Origin of the sequence: Priestia sp. SIMBA_032 (assembly GCF_046535215.1) — a bacterium.
Taxonomy (GTDB): Bacteria; Bacillota; Bacilli; order Bacillales; family Bacillaceae_H; genus Priestia; species Priestia aryabhattai.
Window position 1 is genome coordinate 1 of record NZ_JAWRXD010000033.1, and the last position, 23,234, is coordinate 23,234.

Below are 23,234 nucleotides of genomic sequence, written 5' to 3' on the forward strand. Positions count from 1 at the left end.
AAAGACAAATATGAGTCTAAAGACAAAAAAGATAAATATAAAGAAAAAGACGAGTACAAGTACAAAAAAGACAAATACGAGTCTAAAGACAAAAAAGATAAATATAAAGAAAAAGACGAGTACAAGCAAAAAAAGGATAAATGTAAATATAAAAGCACAGATTACGATACAATGTATCCGTAAATAATCCTTTTTTAATTATCAAATAAAATTTAATTAAATTTCTAAATAAATATCCCTTTTTAATCACAATTCACGATTAATAAAGGGATATTTTCCACCTAAGTATTATACATATTCATTGATGTTTGACTCACCTAATTTGTCTCAAAAATGTAAAGAAGCAATCTTTTTATAGCTTCAATAAGTTAGCAGCAATACCATATAACGTTTCCTAAAAATAGTCTTATGAAACTTTACTAGTTCCTCTAGTAACATAGCAGTTTGTAAAATAGACCCTAAGTATGTATGTCTTTAATTACAGTAATGTTTTGTGCTTTGGTAAGTTATGTAGGGATTTTTATTAGAAAATCAGTTTGTGTATAGTTTGTGTATAGTTAGTGTAATAGGATTACACCTAACCTTTTTATTTAAGTCGATTAAAAGATTGATTAGTTACTCATAATATGTCTCTTGGTTTCTAAGCTTTTCTTTAGTATTCGTGAGAATCCAAACCTTAAGGATTTAATATTTTAACAATCAGTAGTATCTTTAAGTTTTAAAGTAATCCCTACTGTTTTATTCCTTTTTTGTAAATAATAACTTTTATTATCAAATATATTCCAGATAAAATTACATAACCATTCCTTCATTAGGCTTGAAAGAATGGTTATGTAGCTTCTATTATTAGTTACATAAAAAAAGATAGATGAATATAAATATTATCCTTTTTTCCAAAGACTAATAATTCTTACCGTTGCACCAGAACCTTTGTGCTCACTTTTCTTTTTTTTCTTTTTAGAAGAAACTTCCTCTGAATTCTTTTCCTCGTCCCAGTATTCTTTGTAACCCATAATAATAGCACCTCTCTTCCAATTTTAATAATATTATATGTAAAAACAAGCAATTGGAAAGGGTACTTGTACCATATTTTCAAAAAAATTCTGATTTAAAATAACATTTAAAAAATAAATATTTAGGAATTTCTTTAATAACACCAAATAACAAATTATAAGTCAACAGATTATCAAGACAATTAACATCAGCTAGAATTATTAATTTACACTACAAAATATATTTTCTAATTAACGGACAAGAATCCAAGCATCTTATTAATCCAAGAATAAGATATAAAATATGAGAAAATAACAAAATTCACTTCTCACTCGGAGAATATATCCTGAAGTTCAATAGAAAAAGAGTAATAAGATACTCGTCTAAATGCTAACTTAAGTAAATTAATGAATCTTTTATACATTTATAAGTAGAAGGTTCAAGTAATTAACATTTAAGTTACCTAATAGTAATAACAATGAAGAAATCATCAGCTCAGATTTTGAAAACATGATTCTTCATTTTTAGGAGGAATAGATTTGAAAGATTTTTCACCAACAATTAGTCATAAACACAATAAGGTTATTCGAAAGGAAGACTTAAAAGAATATGAAATAATCGGGGACGGAGCAGATGGTATAGTTTATCAACTAACATCTGATCGGTGTATTAAATTTTTTTTTAAAGAAGAAACACAACAAAGAGAATTGGAAGCACTGCGAAGAGGCCAATCATCCCCAGTAATGCCACGTCTTTATCAATATGGCGCAAACTTTATAGTTATGGAATATATAAAAGGATTCTCACTCGCACGATACCTAAAAAAGCATGGACAGTTAACGAAGCCTCTAGTTGAGAAGATTTTAAACATGTTGGATGAACTAAAAAAATTAGGGTTCACAAGATATGATGCAGAAATACGCCATGTGTTAATCAACGAGTTAGGGGATTTGAAAGTTATCGATCATAAAAGGGCTTTTACTTCTGACCAACCTGTACCTGTTAAATTATTAAAAGGATTAAAAAAACTAGGGTTAACAGATGAGTTTTTGAAATTCGTAAGAGAAATTCGTCCATCCGTCTATGATCAATGGAAAAAATATAAGTAAAGATATCATTATTTCATTATGCAGATAGTAGTGAAAGGATAATCCATAAAAACAAAAGCTAATATTAATCTTTTAATTTTATAGGATATCCTTTTCACTTTAATGTAAAGTCCCCATAATCAATAAAGACAATCTTCCCTTTCTTTGTTAAAGCTAAATTAGGTCTTACTAAATCTTTAGGTCTTACTCCATATTGTCTAAACCTCTTTTTTAAATACTTTAATTGGTTATCATACTCTTCAGTTCTAGGTACTGAGATTGTCATTTTTTTCATTATAATCCATCCATATCCGACTTCCTTAACCGGACACAGATGTTCTTTTAACTTAGCATGACAGTACTTATATATTATAAATTCATTTTTATTACTTTTAAGTCCTAACTCTGACGTGGCAACTTTTAATACATATCCATTTTGAAGATCATAAGTGACCCGCTCGTATCCATATCCAATTATTTTATAATCTAATTTTAAGGTCCTTACTGCGGCTTTAGTCATCCACTCCGTATCTTGTGTTTTATACTGCCTCATCTTCGTTATCCATAAATTAATGGACTTTATATCTTCATCACGCAAAATAGCACTTACCACTTTTCCTCCTCTTTTCTCTAAAAGTTTGACTATATGATATATTTAAAAGATATTTTCCTCTTAAGCTAATGAAAGTATTAATACATCTGCGTTGAGTTCTACATAGATCTTAAAATTAAACTTTCTCATTTAGTATGAATTATTTAAAAAAGGTTTAATAACTTACAAGGCAATTATATAAGGGGGAAAGGTAAAATTAACAAGCTTGAACAGTTCAAAGAAATGTATAAGTAGTATAGAAATTATTCTATTCATCAATTTAAAGACGTTTTTATATAGGGGAAAGAAGGTTTACTCGGAGATAATAGGTCAAATAAAATTAAGCTTAAACTAACATTCATATTGTTTAGGGAAATACTTTGACTGCTGAAAAAGTTGTACTGCCGTCCCCTTGTATCATGCCAGCAATGCTACTTCTCATCCCTACTACAACCTGATCTCCCGCATTTAACCAAAAGGTTTCACTTGCTGTTATAATTCCTGGTCTTTTTGCTGCAAAAGCTTCATTATCTCTTCCTTCAGTTTCTCCCTTGTTGGTTATGAGAAAAACTATATCTAAGTTATATGGGCTACTATTAAAAGGGTTAAATTTAACTGAGGATGAAAGGGAATATACTCCACTTTCTCTCGGGACAAAAGTAGAGGTATTTAGATCATATTCATTTGCCAAATCATATTGTTCAGTTTGAAAACGAACCTTGTTAGCACTGTTAGCCTGGAGAGGAATATCTACATTATTAATAGCTCTAAAAGCAGAAGCTCCTGCTCTTACATTGTTAACATACGGTCTATATACTCCCTCATAATTAGGAGGAATATAATAATTTTTCATTTCATAAACCCCGTTTCCTGTATTTTTATATAGTTTATTCCTTTATAGAAAAAGGGTTAGTATTCTTAGCCTACTATAGGCAAAAATACTAATTTGATACTCTTTTCTTAGCATTCTCTGCAATAGCAAACCCATCAAGCTATGATAAACGTTGTTACCAATATCAATTGTTAAATGTAAAAAATAGACCTCAATTGGATTCCTTCTAATTTATTATATATACAAAATTCCTTTCTTTTTGTGCTTGTCCAGTTATGCTAAATTTCTGTGAATTCAATAAATAACTTACTTTTTAACCCCCTAAGTAAGAAAAAACAAGTATACCCTGCTTTCGAAATTCTTCTATATCTTCATAACTACTTATGTTATAAGGAATAAATCCGTTCTTCCACTTTACTTTCGAGCAAGAGGGTATGCATATGCAAAAACCCTCTTACGTTATTGTTACGCATTGTGTTTACGTTCTTTTATCATTTGAAAAATAAATTCTTTGTTATTTTCTAAGAGCTCTTTTGTAGTTGTATTATGGTTCTTGGCATGACGAGCAAAGTTAGTTTTACTGTACCATTGGTAGCATAAAGGACAAGGTAGTTCATTTTCAACCTCATAATGAGCTGACGTCCAGCGACTAGAAAAAGTAGAAGAGCTATTTGTAGTTTTTTTTATATACGGTGTATTCTCATCTTGTATAGATTTTTGTATTCGTCCTGTAGTTGCAGCAACTTCGTTTGTAGTCATTGTGTATAGATTCTCTTCTAACTCTTCCCTGATGAGTAAATATCCAGCTTCCGACATTGATAGACCTAACTCTTCACAACGCTCTCGAAATTGCTCATATATACTTTCTGGCAATCGAATCGGTAACACTTTGCTTGCTTCTTTTGATCTTGATTGACGAGCATACTTATCTAGCTTTCCCACCTTATCACCTCGTGTATACAATTTGTATACATATTCAGCACTTCATCCTCATGTTCCTGCCATCTATTCAAATACATTTTGTATACGTCCTGTATTCGTAGATGATTTTCTAATAACTATGGATATGATAATAGAAACCAATAGATAGTTTTTCAAGAAATCACATTAAATATTATTCTATTGCTTAATAAAATTTAATAATTAACTTTTATTAAGATATATTTATAAAGTTCTTATTTTTATATAAATATTATAAAAGTTACTTTTTATAAATTTATTTTAATTATTACTTTATTTGTAGAAAAATCTCTAATTTGTCGTCATTTAGAGTAAATGTTAAAACTATTAATTTTTTATAGATATTTTATTATTTACTTATCACAAATTAATGTTTTTAACATTGTTTTTGATGACATATATCAAGTAAAAAACATTTATATATAAATATAAGTGATAAAAAAATTAGAATTTATAAGTTTTTTATCATTTTATTGATGCGTTTTATAAGTAGTTATAAAGTAATCCAAGAAAAATAAAATATAATCTAGAAACAAAATTCTGTGTTTTACTGGAACCCCCAATTACCTAGGAATCGTTTTTTAACGACTAAGTAATTATAAAATGCTTTTAAGGAAATAATGTATAACTAGAGATAATATCCTATTTTTTTATTAGTACTATTTTCTTAGGCTAACATGTTTATAAAAGATGCACTTTTTTATACATCCTTCATTCAAACACCCCTAGAATATTATCGAATCTACGATAGATAAAAAGCTGCGTATTTGAGAGGAAACACCTTTTCGAAAACCAGAAATTTAATGGCGACAAATCAGAAAGATATGCATTGTTGTTCAACGTTTTGAATACCAAATCTAGAAGAACTCTTAACAGATAGCAAACTCTTTATGAGAATGATGGTATTGTGTCCCTAAAACCCAAGGAAGCGTCCATCCATAAACAAAAGAAAAAAGTCACTGAACCTAGTCAGTGGCTTTTTTCTTTCAATGAAACGTAATTGGCTGATGATGCTCAAAAACGCCTTTAGAAGTTTTTCTAACTTCAAAATGAACACTTTCATCCCTTGTACATATTTTAAAGGTATAAACATATAGGAGTGAAAACACATGATTTTTCGTAGATGGTGGCGCTGGCAATGGTTACGGTGGTGGAGATCATGGTCGCGAAGATGATGACAGTAATGTTAATAAATGAAAGAAACAAATCCTTAGTAAACAAAGTCCTATTCGTATATGGAAAAAGCTATTAAAAATAATTTCAACAGCTTCTCTCTTGAGAACAAAAAATTATATGGAGTATTCTAGACAGGCATACAAGCAAAATTAATATATTTTTAATATAGCTATAGTATGAGTTAAATAAAGGAGGGGAGTTTTTTGTCTTCATGTCGAAAAAAACAATGTTATTGTTGCTCCAATTGCACTTCGAACTCCTGTTATTGCACAACATCAAGGCCTTCAGGGTCAAGTGTATTACCCGCTTTTGGTTCTTTACGTAAAGAATCTGGACAAGTTATAGATGTTGATGAAACAAAAGTTGATTATGACTTCGTGGGTCCTTCTGCTAATGTAACATTAAGTATAGTTAATGATACAATAACAATTAATGAATCGGGGGTTTACGAAATATCTATGAGTTTAACTCTTGGAATTAATCCAACAGACCTTGCTAGGGGGTTTCTTTTTGTTAATGATGTTCCATTAAATTTTTCTGCGGTAAGTTTAACTGTAACGAGTAATACACTAGCTTTAGCCACTGTAAGTAAAACTATTCAATTAGATCTTTTAGCTAATGATGTAATTGATGTTCGAATTCATAAAGTTGGTGATTCAGTTATTGTGGGCAGTTCTTCTCTTACTATAAATCGGATTGGTTAATGAAAATTTCAAATATTTAAATTGCATTTACAATAATTTTGAAATTAGCAATTAAATTGGCATATCAAGAGCTAGTTTAATAACTAGTTCTTTTTTAGATAGTTGCCTATTCTTTATAAAATTTTATTAGTTGGCTGATACTAAGAGCCTCCTTTTTTACTCTATGCTTTTAGTATTAGCTAATTTTATTGTAACTTATACAATGCCCTTACTGGTTAAAGAGGGATATATTTTACGAGTGGAATAAGTCTGTGTTTTGTAGACACAAGGGGATTGATAATCATCGCTGTGGTTGTAGACACTATATAGATAATGAGCATGGTTCCGGTTGTAGAAAATAATCCAAAATATTTCTTGTTAACTAAATCTATATATAATAACTAAGAAAGCTACTGATCCCATTCAGTGGCTCATTTTTATTTTTGAACGGGAATCCTGAAGAGGTTTCCAATCCAGTGGGAAAGCCAATGGGTTTTAAATCCTTCTTTTAGGGAGGAGGGGATTATGTACAGCTTAACCAAGCCAGTGTCGAATACAGGAATCCTCGCTGGGGAATAGTTCTTAGTTAACCTTTTACTCCTTTTATTAACAACGATTACGTAACTTAGAAAAGACTAGGGGCTACATTACTGTACAAGGAAAACGACCAGTTCTAAATTAGCTTTTTCTTTCTTCACTTATTTTCACCTCCACGATTGAAGCCTTGCACAGTTATTATTATTCTAAATAGAGAATTCATATTTGTTTAGTCCTTTTATACGGATACAAGAGAGACACCGATACTGTATCAGTCAATGCATTTTTAAAATAAATGTTTCTTCGTCAATATAGTACGCTTAATATTGTTTTCTGATTATTTCTAATAAAGCTCAGTATGTTAATTAATTCTCGTGGCTAATAAATTTCATTACATACCATTTTTAATTAATATTCTAATGGGAAAAGAGTTACTTTTGATATCAGTAGTAGAGGTCACTGTGTTCGTAGCTGTATTAATAACCGATACATTGTCACTAAACTCATTTGTAACATAAACATGGGTTCCATCCGGTGTAATAGCTATTCCAGATGGAGCATCCCCAACGAAAACAGTAGCTGTTACCGTATTTTTAGCTGTATTAATAACTGATATATTATTACTACCCGCATTTGTAACATAAGCATATATCCCGTCTGGTGTAATGGCTATTCCAGATGGTTTATAACCAACGAAAATAGTAGAAATTACTGTATTTATAGCTGTATCAATTACCGATACATTGTCACTGAACTTATTTGTAACATAAGCATGGTTCCCGTCTGGTGTAATAGCTACTCCAGATGGTTTATAGCCAACGGAAATAGTAGAAATTACTGTATTTGTATTTGTATTAATGACCGATACATTATCGCTACCCGCATTTGTAACGTAAGCGTATTTTCCATCTCGTGTAATAGCCACCTCATTAGGGGTGGTGCCAACATAAACTGTGGCGATTACTGTATTTGTAGCAATATCAATTACCAAAATCGTATTATTATCCTCATTTGTAACATAAATACGTGTTCCATCTGGTGTAATAGCTAGTCCGGATGGATTGCCTTCAGTGAAAATAGTAGCAGTCACTGCATTAGCGATCGTATCAATTACTGAGATTGTAAGATCTCCATAATTTGCAACATAAATTCGCATTCCATCTGGTGTAATAGCCAGTCTGTATGGGATGCTTCTAACTAAAATGTTATAAGTCATTAAATTAGTTTCTATATCGATTATTGAAACTGTGTTATTTCCAGGATTTGCAACATAAGCAAGAACACTATAAATAATCGAAGGTGTTGTTATCAATTGAATTCTCCCTTTCTTCATTAATAAGAAAACTTACATAGCTTTATGTCCAAATTGTCGTGAAAACCTTTTATATTATAAATTAAAGTTAATTATGAAATAGTCCATACATTATTACTTTCTTTGATATTTCAAGATTGACTTTTACTGTTTTAAGTTCATATACCCTTTCAAAATCTTTTTGTTTTTCGAAATCATCTATCGCTTTGTTAATGTTAATAAGGGCCTTGTTAACATAACCTAATACTTCAAGTAACTTTTCGTTATCGGGATGTATGATGGTTATTCCCTCCCTTTTCTGCGTCCTTATTATATAAAATGATCAATTAATTAAAAGTGATTGGACAACTTAGAAAGATAATTATTTTTCATGTAATAAATTTACTAAATTAGGTCTAAAGGAATATTATTGCTTTCATGAAGCGAGCAGTGAGTTTCCTTTTTTATGCCTCCCATAAAACCCAGATAACTAAAAATGAATAAACTATACAGTCTAACATAAAAAACTACTGCTCCTGAACAGTGTTTATTTCTGTTTAGACGGAGGTTTATACAGAGTAATAATGTGAACCATCTCGAGTACTTTTCTCCAATAATAGAAAATATTCAGCTTAGGCAAGTTACCTGATTGAGAATGAAAACATATAGTGTATTAAGAATAGTTCTTTTGGTGATGGAATAATTAACTTTTAATACTCATATTTTTGCATCATTCTAATCTTTATAAATCAAAAAGTCCCTAGAACAAACATTTCTAAGGGCTTTTTTTCATAATTGTGATTATACGAAAAGAAAAACTATCTTATGGGAGAATTAAGGTAGTTTTTTCTTGAACAGACAGACATTCAAACCTTCTGTTAGAAAATTAGGAGAATACTGAAATAGAATTGCTTAACTTATAATATGTAAATTAGTAAGAAGGGGGTGGACGAGTGCTGATTCCATATAAGATGCCTATTTCCTGAAGAAGCCATTATGGAGTGTTACAATAAAAGATTTTGATTTTATCAATTAATTTTTTTATTAATTTTAAATGACATTCTATTAAACTGAGACTAACTCCTGTGGTAACTTCTACAAGAGAAATATTTATAAAGAAAAATAGACAATTCCTAAGAAGGCACTGACTCAAAAAAGGAGGAAATATTAATGAAGGAAAAACTTCATCTGGGTTGTGGGAAAACTATTCTAAAAGAGTGGATAAATCTAAATATCGTAAAAGGACAAGGAGTGGACATTGTAGCTGACCTGGAAATGTGTTCAGAAATCCCTCTTCCTTTTGAAGACAATAGCATAGATGAATTTTATGCAAGTCATCTAATTGAACATATCCACTTTACACTCCCTCTAATGCAGGAACTTCACAGAATAGCAAAAAATGATTCAAAAGCGGTTTTTCGCCTTCAATATGGATTAAGTGATGATAAATATGTGGTGAAACCATACTTTATAGATTCTTTTGCTTGTTTTTCACAACCTTATTATTGGAGAGCAGATTATGGATACAAGGGTGATTGGAAAACGGAAAAAATCTCTTTATTTGTTAGTCAAGCAGTATATAAGAAAAAATCATTTCACGAAATATACGAGGACGTGATGAGAAAGCGAAATGTTGTAAGTGAAATGGTTGTAGAATTACGGGCCATTAAACCTACAAGAGTAACGGAAAAAGAATTACAAACACGTCCTTTTATTGAATTTCTAATGGTTTAAAAATAATAGTTTTCTATCTATTCATTAAAAAGTAACTTTAAGTTGATTCTAATTGGGGTCACTCTAGACTGAGGTAGCTTTTTATCACGTTTCATACGTATAATAAGCAATGAAAAGATAACTTCGAATTAATGAAACCGTGTTTTCACCACCAAGACTACATTTTACCTTAGCTGCATATGTATAAAATGTACGCTTTTTATACACCTTATTTTCATTCACTTGTAGAGAAATCATTGTTATATCAAGGCTGTGTAGGAAGCTGCATATTGGAAAAAGTGACACGCAGAGAACCTTTGGTATATCAAGGTTCTCTTTTTCTTAGACTTCCGTGTTAACTAAGTTTGTATATCATATACAGTCTAAACCAGCAAAAACTATGTGTTTATTGATAACCCTAATTGCTTTGAGTAGTTTACTCAAAACATTAGCTTTTATTAATATATCTTCCATTATCATCAAGTTAAATTGCATATTTTATTATTTATATTACATAAAATTTATAATTACATTTTTATTATTAAAATTAGGAGTTGAGTAGATGGGATCAATACAGTTAACAGGACTAGTAATCTTCAAAGGAGACCCTGGCTATGAAGAAGCCATTAAGAATTGGAACCCTTATGTTGATGTCTCTCCCCTTGTCTTTGTTTTCGCACAGAATTCTCAAGATGTAAGCAACGCTATTAAATGGGCTCGTGAGAATGAAGTGCCCATGCGCGTCAGAAGTGGGCGCCATGCTCTAGATAAGAACCTTTCAGTAGTAAAAGGTGGTGTTGTTATTGATGTGAGTGAAATGCAAAAAGTTTCCTTAGATAGGAAAAATGCGATTGCAACGGTTCAAACAGGAATTCACGTCGGCCCACTTGTAAAAGGATTAGCGCGAGAAGGTTTTATGGCTCCGTTTGGAGATAGCCCAACCGTTGGAATTGGAGGAATAACAATGGGTGGTGGGTTTGGAGTACTGTCACGATCGATTGGCCTTGTAAGCGATAACCTTATCGGATTGAAAATGGTAGATGCAAAAGGTAAAATTATTCAAGCAGATCAATCTAGTAATGAGGATTTGCTATGGGCCTCTAAAGGTGGCGGTGGCGGTAATTTTGGATATAATACAGAATACACCTTTAAAGTTCATCAGGCACCTAAGACAGCAACAGTCTTTAATATTATCTGGCCATGGGAACAACTAGAAACTGTATTTAGGACTTGGCAACAATGGGCGCCGTTTGTAGACGAACGATTAGGGTGTTTACTTGAGATTTATAGCAAAGTAAATGGACTGTGCCATGCAGAGGGAATCTTCTTAGGTTCAGAAAGTGAGCTAACGAGATTATTAAAGCCTTTACTAAATGCTGGAACCCCAAAAGAAACAACTATAGAGACATTGGCTTATCCAGATGCTATAGATTTCTTAGACCCTGACGAACCAATCCCTGGTAGATCTGATCAGAGTGTTAAATTCTCTTCGGCATGGGTATTGGATCTTTGGTCGAAAGAACCTATTTCAATAATGAAACAATTTTTGGAAGAGGCCACTGGGACGGAAGCCAATTTCTTTTTTATAAATTGGGGCGGTGTTCTAAGCAGAGTACCAAGCAACAAAACAGCCTTCTTTTGGCGCGATCCATTGTTTTATACGGAATGGACTGCTAGTTGGGAAAATAAATCACAAAAAGATGCGAATCTTGCATCAGTTGAAAAAGTACGCCAACAGTTGAAACCATATGTAACAGGCTCATATGTGAATGTTCCAGATCAAAACATCAAAAAATATGGAAAAGCATATTATGGCTCAAACTATGAAAGGCTACGAAAAATAAAGGCGAAATATGATCCTGAAAATGTATTTCGTTTTCCACAAAGTATACGTCCTAAATTTTAAGTCTATCTTTTACATTTATCATTTTATAACTATTTAGATTAAACTTGAAAGTTGGTAATAATTAGTAATATATACTAACGGAACATGTTATATATATAGTAACTTCCTATGATGTTGATCATGGTGCGAAAAGAAGTCACCTTTATATGGTGTGGTTCATGCTACTAGTTTAGAAGTAAAAACTCCTCCATGTAGCAGTAAGGCAATTTTTCTTGTAAATACCATAAACAGTTGTACTTAACATCTTACGGCGCCTTGAGTAGTTTGCTCAAGGTGTTAGAGTTTATTCTTTAATTTTTCAAGTTCCAAAAAGGAAAAAGGGGGAATACACTAAAAATTAAGAAAATCATGTGGAAATGGTATGTGTTACTTTCAACACTTAATTAAAAACCCTTGAAATCATTGCTTGCAAGGAATTTTGATTCTATTAATTTATGACTATGCTTGTTACATAATTTCTAAAAGGGAATTTTTCTCTTTACATTTGGAAAATAAGAATTAAAGGATTTTTAAGAGAGGAGATAAATTTTCGAATGGGGAAAAAGCTTATTATCTTTATACACATTCCTAAAACTGGAGGAACCACATTAAATGAAATTTTCAAAAGATCTTATGCTGAGAATGAGATATATGATCATGTCCCCGTGGAAGTAATGAATGAGCATTTTAATCAGTTAAAAGAAGAAAATAAAAAAGTAATCAAAGCAGTATCTGGTCACCATTTTTATGGAATACATGATCTTTTTTCTAAACCCTACACTTACTTTACTATGATGCGTAATCCTATTGAACGTGTGATATCGTTATATTATTTTTTAAAAACATATCCGGGTTATTATGAGGAAAATATGAAAAATATGTCCTTTGAAGAATACATCGATTGGGATCCACAAGCTAAGAATGGACAAATTCATCAAATTTGTGGGTTAAACTCTCAATTGAGTTTAGAAAAAGCAAAAGAAAATCTAGGAGTATTTGAATTAGTTGGAATAACAGAACTGTTTAATGAATCACTTCTATTGCTAAAGAATAAATTCAATTGGAATAATATTGTATACGTGAAGAAGAATGTTACAAAATCCCGCCCTCGACTCAGTGAAGTATCAACTGCAATAATAAAGAAAATAGAAAAAAATAATGAGTTAGATATAGAGCTATTTGAATATATAAAATCTAATTTTATTAGACAATTAAAGGATCTTTAAAAATAAATTCCCATATATTTATTTGAAGATGCAGGAATAAAAAACAGGAAAACTCCCTATTTCCGTAGGGAGTTTTTCTGCTACAAGAATTATCACATAGGTTGATGCATTGTTGCATCTCAAGTAGTTTGCTCTAGAAGTCTAATTTTATTTATTATAATTAGATTATTGTCTAATACGATATTATTTAAAAAGCCTATATGATGTATTACCACCTTTTCATTTTCTTTAGCCATGTTCTTTTTTTAGAACATGGCTTTTTTACTTTCTAAAATGAAGATCATACCTTTTGAGACAAAATTATAAGTAGCATTGCAAATTAAATACGTTGTCTGGAAGAAAGAGTATATGATTAAAATTGGAGAAGGAAATCGTCGTCTTACTTCTGACATTTCAGAAAAGCTACATAAGGAATTACGTTTTTCAGCTCTTGAAAACCGTACAAACATTATGAAATAAACGAAAGCGATTTTAAAAAAACATGTAAAGAAAGGAAGAAAAGTAAACAAAGAAAGGGTACTTCCTCTGGATAGGAAGCACCCCATGTAGAAATTAAAGTATTGATAGACTTTATTATAACAGCGGTTGCCCTCAAAAAATAGAAGGATCTTATTGTGAATCAAAATGAAAAACTTTAAGGGAAATTGAATACATTGGGAGGGTTTCTTGAGTAAAAAATGTAGAAGAGGAATGCAAAATTCTTAAAGGAAAAATATTTTTAAATCAATTTACAATCGCCGAATCGCAAGTTTTTGAGTTTGCTGTAGATAGATATTCAGGACGAGATATGCAGTTGATACTGTCTAAAGAAGAAACCACAATTAGATCACAAAGACAACATATCATACGCAAATTAGGTGTATCCTCTATGAAGTAAGCTGTTGGAAAACTTCAGAATTTAGCATATGAATCACCAAGAAAATTTCTTCAATCTTAATAAACTCATGTGACCTTTGAAGGGGCTTAACATCAACAGAATATATACATTAAGTCACCTGTGAGGGGGACGCAAAAGGGACATTGCTTCAAAAAAAGGGGACATAAAGGAGACATTGAGATTTTAAAGGGGGACGTAAAAGGGACGTACATCAAAAAAAGGGGACGTAAAGGGGACATTTAGCGACTTCCTTTGATATCACGGTTTTGCTAGGCTTTGCCTAGCCTATCACACCCTGTGATAGCAAAAACTCCTTATGCTCTTCAAGATGTTTTTTACTTTTTTATATTGAAGTAGAAAAACACTGAAAAAGAGAATAAAGATAGAGATTAAAGTGAGAAATGTTCGTCCGGTTGCTGTGAAGAATTTAGATGATTTAGCAAAAGGGAAAGAGCCTTCTAGATATGTTATCTTTGTGCTTTCCATATAATAAAATTTCATCTACACAAACTCGAGAGAACTTGTGTATCTCCTTTATTTAGTATGATTTAAAAACATAAAATCCTGGTTTTTATACAAAAAATCCAGGATTGATCGTCGCAGAAACGTGTTGAATCAATAATATATAAACAATAAATTTGAAAATGACTATTTACATTTTAGTGATGTCTAAAGTTTATAATTTCTCCATGTTATTTCTAATAATTATTGTTATGTAAATCAACTTTGTATTCACTACGGAATGAACTTTTAAGTTTTAAGAACTAAAAAGCCATTTGAGAATCTAATAGTTAAGACCTTTATTTGAATGTTTTATGAATAAAAAGATGAATTAAACATATAAAGTAAAAGTAAATCAAATTATTATAAATATCATTATCGTTTTACCCCTGTGAATATAGAGAGGAAGTTGAAGAATTGATTAATGTAACCATTAATTTAATGAAAGTTATTTTGCATAGTACTATGAGAAAGAACTTGGTTTTTATGAATTGTTACTTTAGTTCAAGAGCCATTTTGTTATCCGGTTCTAAGAAGCCATAAATTATTTTGTTTACCTTGAAGGTTTTAATTATTATCAAGACAGGTCATGACATGAACCAATAATACAGCCCGTCTACAGCTAAAAAATAGAAAAAACTACTGATGCCGCCCAATCAGTAGTTTTTTCTATTATACCAAATCATCTAGTAAGAGCGACCCTTTATAGTTTCTGAAGTAACTTGCTCAAACTCTTATATAATATACATTCCAATCAAAAAAGTTTGGGTATATCCAGATACCAGAAGTCGCTAAAGCCAAAGATTATTAAGGCTTTTATTTTTGATAACAACTAATATATTAACTGATAACGCACTAATATAATATTTTACAAAGTAAATATAATAGCATTATGAGATCTTGTAAATGATTTTATTATTCCCATTGGCTTTAATACCATTACCTAATGGCATTTTCAAATGAATGATAATCTATTTATCATTTTATTATTGCATTTTGAAATATTCTACTCATTCTAGCTTTTTTTAATTGTAAGGGATCAATAGTTGGAATGATGTTAGGAAGTATAGGAGCCATGAGATTGCCTACAAGGTTACTGTGAGCCGTATCACTATTTCCCGTTACAGGATTAATAAAAGGCCCCGTAGGATCTATAGCATTAAATTTAAATATATTATTAAAAGGTTGTTTATCAAGTTCAGTCAATAAAACATGTCCTGCTTCATGTGCAAATGTAAAAGGGGCATTTAAAGCTCTATTGCTCAATGCAATAGAGCCAAAGAGTGTAAATTCAGGTATATCATCTTTGATTCTAAAATCCTCAATTATGACTCCTCCTGCACCTATAGGGCTAGTACTACCTGAAGAAACTGCAAAATCATTCCCACTCGTATAAACAACATATATCCCAATTGGATTGCCAATCTTATGTTTAACTTTCTTAATTAAACCTTTAACCGGACCCTCCATTGCTGCTTGAAAACCTAAATTGGTCACATCTATTATTGTTTTCACTTCAAATATAGGTTGTGGAATAAAATTTATATTACACATTCCTCCGCCATTCCATATCTGATTCGCCAAATTGATGTCTCGATTAAATCTTTTTTGCCGTCCATTAAAATCACTAGGTTTAGAGCCTGCAGTAAAGATACCATAAACATTAACTTGAAGGTTATTTTGGTATTGTTGATCGGGCCCAATTTTTAATATTTGACTAGACTGGAAAACCGTATTTGTTTTTTTTTTTGACTTTCTATTATTCAATTGATGCACTTCCTTTTATATCGTTAATATAAGCTATGAAACTACGGCTAATTTGCTTGTATACTTATCCACTAATAGGGATAAAATAAAAATTTTCAAAGCTAAAATCCAGTGACATAATCTATATAATAAAAAACTACTGAACTCTAATCAGTAATTTTTTCAATCATGGTATATAAAAGTTAAATTTACTATGTTTTTCGAAACCTCATATATACATTTAACAAAGAGCGCCCATTACTTATTAATGTACAAGATGATCTTAAATACGTTTACGATAAGAACATCTACATTAACTAAAAGAGGTTGGGTTAAAAACGCAATAGTCAAAATCGCTGTTACACCCTAAGTAAATGTTGTCATTCCAATTACATTTTTCCAACAATTAGGTAAATGATAGAAGATAAATTAGTAAGTGTATTTATAGCCTTACCTTACGATGAATAGTAAAGTTGTTAAACATTTAAAATCGATAATTTAGTTCACCAGTACAAATAGGCTTTTATGAACCATCTTACCGTTAATTAAGATTAATGATTATAAAATATGATATTCTCTGGTTTAAAAGGGAGATGAAAAAATGGGAGACAAAACTAAAGATGTACTTTCTATTGAAATTAAAACCACAGATGGAAGAAATTACACAATTAAAGATGAACAATCTATATATGACATAGAGGAGCAATTAATCGGTAACAAGAAATTACATTTAGGTAGATTCCTTTCAGTTGTACCTGACAATCCATCCTTAGATAAACAGAGGAAATTTGAGCACATGTATTTTAATATCGACCAGGTTTTAAGTATTAAATACCTAAAAAAGTTTGATTGAAAGAGGTGAAGATTTTTTTGAAGTTATATCTTTCATATCATTTTTCATAGGTCATAACACATGTATAAAATGTACGCGTTTTATTGATCAATTCCAATTTCACCTACCGAAGGAACATTAAATTTTCATCGATAACGATGTATCAAAATGGACATATTCTGAAAAAATAATCCTTGGTAGACGTCTACCTCCCGAAGAGTTCTTTTGAATGGCATTCTAAAACTAACTTTATATATCTTATACACTCTAAATTGAAAAAACTCCCTTAGACGGTAGGGAGTTTTTCTTTTAACTAACGAGACTTTAGATGTATTTCACTTTATTGATTGGACAATTCACTTGAAGTGAGTTAATGAATAGAGTTTATTTACTAGTTAATACAATCTTACCTTAATTCCTTTGGAAATACATTTTCCCCACATCAAAAGCCTCTTCAGTTAATCAGCGAATAAGCCTTCCATGTCTGTAAAATTCATTATGGTAACTAAAATTTTATGTTCTACAAACCTACTGTTTGAAAGTAGTTTCTTTCTTTCATATCATTTGTTTTTAATTTTAATCCTGGCTTTATAAAGACTACAAGTGATATATTTGTTCGAAGGAACTTGCAAGATAATCAAATCCCCGAGGACGTAATGTTTCAAATTGTTGATGAATTTTTAGTCTTTCCTCCGATCCGCCAGGAAGTTTGTAAAGTTCTGTAACAGGCTGCTCGTTATTTAAACATTCAATAATTCTAAAAAGCATTGTTCGAAAAGCTTTTTTTAATTCATTATATTCATTTGGAAAACGCTCATCTAGTGCATTATATTCAACTAATGTCTGATGCATATGCATAAATGATAGTTCTTTCCATTCAAGAGATAAGATAAGAACGTCTATATTTGGATGTTTTTTAACGAAACGATAATGATTACCCCATTGTTCTTTAAGTTTTTTCTTAGATATTGGATGCTCTTGATGATAAGCAACTGTAGAGGGATCTAAAACAAATTGCGCTCCGTTTTTATATAAACGATATCCAATTTCCCAATCTTCTGCCCCATAACCAACAAAGGTTTCATCGAAATATCCAGATTTGTTTAATTCTTCTTTCCTTACTGATACATTTCCACTTAAAAATGCGATATAAGGAAGTGTAAACCCCTTAAGCCTCTCCCCAAAATGTTTTAACCCACTATTAAGGAAATATCGGTTAGAAAATGATAAACTTTGAAAGCGTTCTGTATCAATATCTTCTATTGTTACAAGCGGATAAGGTTTCTTTGATTTATGTCTAGCGCGTTCGTAACTTTCATATATTTCCATATACTTAGGATCTTTTCTCACTAGATCTTTTAGGTGTGCAAATTGATCTTCATTATAATCCGGCATAATAAAAGTATAGACTCCTTCATAATGCATGGCTCCCGTGACTACAAGGTTTGTTTCTTGCAAGTGATGTTTATAGTGGTTTTGAATAAAATGAGGAGTCACTAACATTTCTCCATCCAAAAAGATTAAAACATCTCCTTCAGAATGCTTAATTCCTATATTGCGTACAAAGGAACGTCCTTTATTTTTTTTCATACGTATATATTTAAATTTGAATGGGACGTCAATTTCTTTTAAAATATCACGAGTTTTATCAGAAGAAGCATCATCTACTAAGATAACCTCATAATCAGAGTCGGGAAACGTTTGTTTTGAGAGGCCGTAAAGGGAAAGGGAGATTTGATTATATTTATTATAGGTAGGCATAATTATACTAACTTTAATTGGATGGTTATGATTATTTTTTATACTCATCTTATATAAGCTGTTGTCCAAATTATGGACTTGATTAATTTCACTTTTAGTTTCTCTTAATTTGTTTTGATTATTTTCTCCCTTTTTTCTATAATATTTTCCCTTTTTATAATATTTTCCATTTTGAGGGTTGTAATAATGACCATAAAAATCTATTTTAATCATCCTTTCCTTTTTTTTTATAATATTCAATTGGTGGAAAAATGCCTGTACAATACAAAAAATGAGTTATAAATGTTGGGGAATTGATTAAAGAATAAAGGATTTTGAAGTAATAATACTTCCATGAACCTCATCTAAAAAATTATTGTTCCAGATTAAAATGTTAAGAAATTCAAATTCACCTTTTTTATTTAACAATTTCTATGTAATTTTGGAAAAGATAATCAGAAATAAGAATTAACAATCTCTATTATCCGAAAGAGCTACCGCTGTAAGTAAGCCTTCAATTCAATACTTAAGTACTTGCCTATAGTGTTATATATCTGTGATTACCGATAAGCTTTATTATGGTGCAAGAAAAAGTCGCTTTTATATATTGTGGCTTACGCCACTAGTTTAGACGCAAAAACTATCTCCGTCCCAAACTGCGTTTCTAACAACAGATTCATGGTTTTTATGCGGAAATACGGAAACAGAGAGTCAATACGTGACTTAAAACATTGCTAGGAAAAGAAGATTCATAATCTTAATAATGCTGGAATGTGCCCCAAATCTTGCCCGAAGTAAAGAACCCATCTAACCTCGTCGTATCTATATCTATAAGGTGCGGAACTTGGTAAGTTCCTTGTCACTTGTGTAAACGGGAAGGAAATCATAAGATTCAACGATGTGACAGAGGGTAAAGGATAGGGGAGAAAACGAATGTCGTTATCTCGAAAGAGAACAGGAAGGTAGGAAACTATATAACTCGATGGATACTATTGTTTTCTAGGGGGCAATGTTATACCTTCTAAAACATAATTCCAAGTCCCAGAGTCATTTGGGATTCTAGGTACTTTAACTGCACATATTTTATCAAGTCCCCAATCAATTTCACTTACACCCTTAAAGCCTTCTTCTGGGCAAAGAATAAGAATATTGAACTGACCTTTAACAATTCCCTCCAAAGTCGATTGTAATTCTACAGCTTGTTCATAGGTAGCCGCCCATCTAATAAATAAAATAGATTGAGAACTTGTAATTTTTTCGAAAAATCGATTGATTCGATGGGTAAGTTTCTCTTTATAGGAAATATACGTTGCACTCCAATGTTGATTTGGAATTATTGGGAAATCATGTACTGAAATAATATTGTAATGGGTATCTTCTATTAAATAAGTTTTGACACCTTCAATCAAGACTCCGTCATTACTAAATGCAAATGCTCCATCTATCAATTACATATTTTCAAGTTCCATAAAGCCATTGAATTTATTTTTAAGTAGTCTATTAACATCTGAAAGTGATAGAGCTACACTCCAATCTAATGGTCCAGCGAATGTCCTTAAATTTAACCGTTTTAATTTCATTGCCGGATTACAAGCGCTACCTAAACTAACAATCACATCATATAATCCCTTAATTTCTTTTAGCTTCAACAGAATTCTCCTTTTTTTATGACTTACTATATAAGATGATTAATTGGATAAATTTGATTGGACAAGTTGTAAAAAAGGTGAATTATAAAAATAAGCTCAAGAGGAAAAAATGTCCATTTAAAAAATTCTTTAGATATCGATAAACTCCATTATGTTGAGTAGATCTGTATATGATATACATTAAAAAACAAGGAAAAGCACTGAACAGGTCTCAGTAGCTTTTCATGATACATATTGTTAACTCAAAACAATGGGGATTTCCAAATGGATGCTTTAGAGCATCTCGGGTAGTTTGCTCAAGATATTAGATTCCATTAGTTCTTTTAAAAACTAACTTTGTATATCTCTTACACTTTTAACTTCTTCATCATTGACTAAAAAATTTATAGAAAGCACTATCGGGTAGAAAGAGGTTTTTAAGTTCATAATCTCGCATAACACACATTGAACACTCCGTAATAAAATAACTAGTTGTATTAGGAGCATAAAATCCTGACCGATGTAACCAAGCATGCATAATGGATCCCGCATCTATGCCAATATTGCCTACCTTCGATAGATCAACAATAAATGATAAAGGTACTTTGGTTCGGTTTAAAGCTGTTAAAGCCAAAGTAAGGGAATCATTATCAAGGGAGCCAGCAAAAATCTTCGCTTTGGGAGCAAGACGCAAACCGTTGTCACGTATAAGTCGGGTGAATTGGTCCATAGCTACGTTCGTAGCCACTAACCCATTGGGAATACGTGGTCCAATATACCAAGAAGGTTGTAAATTCCGTATTGCGTACACATTATTGCAAGCAGCTAAATTAGAAATGCCATTATTAGCTCCATCATTCCATTTTTGACTCAGATGATGGAACCAGTTAAATAGTACAAGTGAAATGGCATCTTTAATATCTTGTTCTTGTGTTAAAGTAAATTGATTATCAAGGTCAAAATAAATAAAGGCGGGTAAATTGGTAACTCCCGGAGGTGTAGGGACAGGTATTGCTATTTCTCTGAATGCCGCGGGATACTGTGGCGTAACGAAATTTGGTTTTAAAACATCCTGTAGAATAAGGTCCATACTAATGAGGATCGGTTGAATGTTGATTGGCAAAATGATGTTCTCCTTTCATAAAAGATATTTGTACTAGTAGAATATTCACTTGAATGAAAAAAGTTTGGACATGTGCAGATAGATGAAAAGCTATTGAAATTAAGAGTTCCAATGGCTAGATAATAATAGTTATTTTAACTAGATAATTTTACATATTGTATACATTCAAAATAGAAAAAACACTGAACTTCTAGGCTGCACCCTTAGAGCAGATGTTGAAAAAGTCACAGTTGGTCATCCTTGGATGAAAAGGAGGGTCAAGCTTTTTTTAGATAATAGGGACGTGTAAAAAAAAGAATATACTGATCAAGAACGTTACATTAGAAGATGGGAAATGGAGAATGTTGTTTTAAGAATTTCCATGAACTCTTAATGAGGGAGGGAAAAGGTAAGGCTTTACTTACCAGAAGTATTAAAAAATCAATATATTTATATAAAAATACAAAAATAATTAAATCGATAATCGCCAGTAGACTATCGTAACGAACAACTTGTTGCATAAGGAAGTTGGGATCTTAAACATGTAGAACCAGATCTAAAAATAGGGAGCTATTCCCTATAGGAAATAGCCCCCTATTTTTAGATTTTCACTTTTTGAGACCTTAACCACTTCATCGTTGTTAAGTAGCTTGCTCAAGTGGTTGGTTCCTATCCATTTTATCTTTAATCCACAGCCTTTGAACCCGAATTAGATCCCAAGTTCCATAAACTAAATACAATCGTAATTAAACCAAGAATTACACTTGACCAAACCTCTCCATTTGTTAATGAATAGATGAATGGGAAAATTACAAACCAGACACCAGTAATTGTGGAAATCCAATTTTGCCAAGAATTCCAACCAGGCTTGTCATAGCCCCACAATGATACAATAACTTGAATAATTCCAAAAATAATACTTGACCATAAAGCTCCCGATTGATCTGAAAAACCAATAACCCAAGGTGCGATAATAAACCATATCCCAATTAATGCATTTAAATTACCCCTTATTTTCACGGTTACACCTCCAAAGGTCTATGAAATCCCTAAAGATTTCATTACTGAATTATATGCTTAAAAATTATTAACATTAACTAAAATTAGGATACATAGCGATTTATAAAACAGCCCAAACAATCTGTAGAGGGCAGATTGTTTGGGCTCAAATAGGAATCAGGGCTGCAGTAATTAACTGTATTTTATATTTCTCATTTCACTTTATAATTACCTGTAAAATTACTATCTTTGTATATTAATATTTTTTAAATAGGAGAAAAATTGTCAAAATAATCATATATTTTTACTTTCTTTTATATTATTTCCTTATGTCCCATATAGAAGGGAAGACTAAAAATGGAGGCGGAGATAAACTCTTTATGTACACCAATCCCTGGCCAAAAAAGCAGATCGAGTCGTAACTTTTCACTTTTTCATTTACCTACGAATAAAAAAGTTAGGGTTGTAGTTGAAAGGAAGTATCAGGGTATAACATTTACCTTTGATATTATGAGTGATGATCTAAACAGTACAGATCATGTCATTTGGCATAATGTAGGAAATGGTTCAATTCTTAAAATGCCAGATCTGATTAGACAAAGTAAGGGATGGTACATCGCAAACCCTTCTATAAGTTCTACAGTAGGGTTCACAGATTTGGTTCGGGAAACATTTAAAGTAAAGTTTTATACATTAGAACAAGCATATAAGCTAACCAAAAGTTGGTTTGTGAAATTCATGAGATAAGAGAAAAAAAAAGGAAGAACACTGTGTCAGTTTTTTTCTTTTTTGTTTTCAAGCCAGTGAAGCAATATATGTATAGTAAATACCAT

General features: G+C 31.3%; 17 protein-coding genes and 1 pseudogene. 8 read left to right on the plus strand and 10 right to left on the minus strand.

The annotated features are described in order from the left end of the window. On the plus strand, positions 1-183 hold a 183-nt coding region (locus SB717_RS31220), incomplete at its 5' end, for a hypothetical protein (protein ID WP_410906534.1). A gap of 698 nt (positions 184-881) precedes the next feature. Here SB717_RS31220 and SB717_RS31225 read toward each other — a convergent pair. Beyond that, complete coding sequence (locus SB717_RS31225; protein ID WP_016766729.1) at positions 882-1,013, minus strand: hypothetical protein; 132 nt, start codon at positions 1,011-1,013, stop codon at positions 882-884. Between the two features lie 519 nt (positions 1,014-1,532). Here SB717_RS31225 and SB717_RS31230 point away from each other — a divergent pair. Then, positions 1,533-2,102 (plus strand): serine/threonine-protein kinase, encoded by a 570-nt coding sequence (locus SB717_RS31230; RefSeq protein WP_074684268.1) that lies wholly within the window; start codon positions 1,533-1,535, stop codon positions 2,100-2,102. Positions 2,103-2,196: 94 nt separating this feature from the next. Here SB717_RS31230 and SB717_RS31235 read toward each other — a convergent pair whose 3' ends face one another. From SB717_RS31235 to SB717_RS31245, 3 genes are all read right to left on the minus strand, one after another. Then, a complete protein-coding gene (locus tag SB717_RS31235) occupies positions 2,197-2,694 on the minus strand; it encodes a hypothetical protein (protein WP_016766731.1) in 498 nt (165 codons plus the stop codon). Between the two features lie 346 nt (positions 2,695-3,040). Further along, positions 3,041-3,526 carry a C1q-like domain-containing protein gene (locus SB717_RS31240; RefSeq protein WP_074684269.1) on the minus strand — a complete coding sequence of 162 codons (486 nt, stop codon included), beginning with the start codon at positions 3,524-3,526 and terminating at the stop codon, positions 3,041-3,043. 444 nt (positions 3,527-3,970) lie between these two features. Then, positions 3,971-4,447, minus strand: coding sequence for a hypothetical protein (locus tag SB717_RS31245; RefSeq protein ID WP_016766733.1), 477 nt, complete (start codon positions 4,445-4,447; stop codon positions 3,971-3,973). 1,397 nt (positions 4,448-5,844) lie between these two features. Between SB717_RS31245 and SB717_RS31250 the strand changes: the two genes are divergently transcribed. Continuing rightward, a complete protein-coding gene (locus SB717_RS31250; protein ID WP_410906537.1) occupies positions 5,845-6,345 on the plus strand; it encodes a hypothetical protein in 501 nt (166 codons plus the stop codon). A gap of 907 nt (positions 6,346-7,252) precedes the next feature. Here SB717_RS31250 and SB717_RS31255 read toward each other — a convergent pair. Further along, complete coding sequence (locus SB717_RS31255) at positions 7,253-8,173, minus strand: beta-propeller fold lactonase family protein (RefSeq protein WP_410906539.1); 921 nt, start codon at positions 8,171-8,173, stop codon at positions 7,253-7,255. A gap of 1,149 nt (positions 8,174-9,322) precedes the next feature. Here SB717_RS31255 and SB717_RS31260 point away from each other — a divergent pair. The 3 genes from SB717_RS31260 to SB717_RS31270 all read left to right on the plus strand — a co-directional run bounded on the left by SB717_RS31260 (position 9,323) and on the right by SB717_RS31270 (position 12,976). Continuing rightward, positions 9,323-9,886 carry a class I SAM-dependent methyltransferase gene (locus SB717_RS31260; RefSeq protein ID WP_410906541.1) on the plus strand — a complete coding sequence of 188 codons (564 nt, stop codon included), beginning with the start codon at positions 9,323-9,325 and terminating at the stop codon, positions 9,884-9,886. 541 nt (positions 9,887-10,427) lie between these two features. Next, on the plus strand, positions 10,428-11,771 hold the full coding sequence (locus SB717_RS31265) for an FAD-binding oxidoreductase (protein ID WP_074684273.1): 1,344 nt from the start codon (positions 10,428-10,430) through the stop codon (positions 11,769-11,771). Between the two features lie 533 nt (positions 11,772-12,304). Next, complete coding sequence (locus SB717_RS31270; protein WP_074684274.1) at positions 12,305-12,976, plus strand: sulfotransferase family 2 domain-containing protein; 672 nt, start codon at positions 12,305-12,307, stop codon at positions 12,974-12,976. Positions 12,977-15,332: 2,356 nt separating this feature from the next. Here the strand turns inward: SB717_RS31270 and SB717_RS31275 are convergent. Further along, a complete protein-coding gene (locus SB717_RS31275; RefSeq protein WP_097812320.1) occupies positions 15,333-16,121 on the minus strand; it encodes a hypothetical protein in 789 nt (262 codons plus the stop codon). A 580-nt stretch (positions 16,122-16,701) separates the two neighbouring features. Here SB717_RS31275 and SB717_RS31280 point away from each other — a divergent pair. Continuing rightward, a complete protein-coding gene (locus SB717_RS31280) occupies positions 16,702-16,953 on the plus strand; it encodes a hypothetical protein (protein WP_029319701.1) in 252 nt (83 codons plus the stop codon). Between the two features lie 576 nt (positions 16,954-17,529). Here SB717_RS31280 and SB717_RS31285 read toward each other — a convergent pair. The 4 genes and pseudogenes from SB717_RS31285 to SB717_RS31300 form a co-directional block, all read right to left on the minus strand. Further along, entirely contained in the window at positions 17,530-18,906 is a 1,377-nt protein-coding gene (locus tag SB717_RS31285; protein ID WP_335539543.1) for a glycosyltransferase, read from the minus strand. A 755-nt stretch (positions 18,907-19,661) separates the two neighbouring features. After that, positions 19,662-20,288, minus strand: a pseudogene (locus SB717_RS31290) (DUF1796 family putative cysteine peptidase). A gap of 400 nt (positions 20,289-20,688) precedes the next feature. Continuing rightward, the gene (locus SB717_RS31295; protein ID WP_074684280.1) at positions 20,689-21,423 is read right to left on the minus strand and encodes a hypothetical protein; all 735 of its coding nucleotides are present in this window, start codon (positions 21,421-21,423) and stop codon (positions 20,689-20,691) included. A gap of 663 nt (positions 21,424-22,086) precedes the next feature. Then, positions 22,087-22,422 (minus strand): SPW repeat protein, encoded by a 336-nt coding sequence (locus SB717_RS31300; protein ID WP_410906544.1) that lies wholly within the window; start codon positions 22,420-22,422, stop codon positions 22,087-22,089. A 336-nt stretch (positions 22,423-22,758) separates the two neighbouring features. On the opposite strand from SB717_RS31300, the gene SB717_RS31305 reads away from it, so the two are divergent. Beyond that, positions 22,759-23,148 carry a hypothetical protein gene (locus tag SB717_RS31305; RefSeq protein WP_341329362.1) on the plus strand — a complete coding sequence of 130 codons (390 nt, stop codon included), beginning with the start codon at positions 22,759-22,761 and terminating at the stop codon, positions 23,146-23,148. Positions 23,149-23,234 lie beyond the last annotated feature (86 nt).

Coding starts and splice junctions, on each gene's coding strand:
- SB717_RS31225 (WP_016766729.1), bottom strand. CDS start 1,013: ATGGGTTACAAAGAATACTGGGACGAGGAAAAGAATTCAGAGGAAGTT.
- SB717_RS31240 (WP_074684269.1), bottom strand. CDS start 3,526: ATGAAAAATTATTATATTCCTCCTAATTATGAGGGAGTATATAGACCG.
- SB717_RS31260 (WP_410906541.1), top strand. CDS start 9,323: ATGAAGGAAAAACTTCATCTGGGTTGTGGGAAAACTATTCTAAAAGAG.
- SB717_RS31265 (WP_074684273.1), top strand. CDS start 10,428: ATGGGATCAATACAGTTAACAGGACTAGTAATCTTCAAAGGAGACCCT.
- SB717_RS31270 (WP_074684274.1), top strand. CDS start 12,305: ATGGGGAAAAAGCTTATTATCTTTATACACATTCCTAAAACTGGAGGA.
- SB717_RS31280 (WP_029319701.1), top strand. CDS start 16,702: ATGGGAGACAAAACTAAAGATGTACTTTCTATTGAAATTAAAACCACA.
- SB717_RS31285 (WP_335539543.1), bottom strand. CDS start 18,906: ATGATTAAAATAGATTTTTATGGTCATTATTACAACCCTCAAAATGGA.
- SB717_RS31305 (WP_341329362.1), top strand. CDS start 22,759: ATGGAGGCGGAGATAAACTCTTTATGTACACCAATCCCTGGCCAAAAA.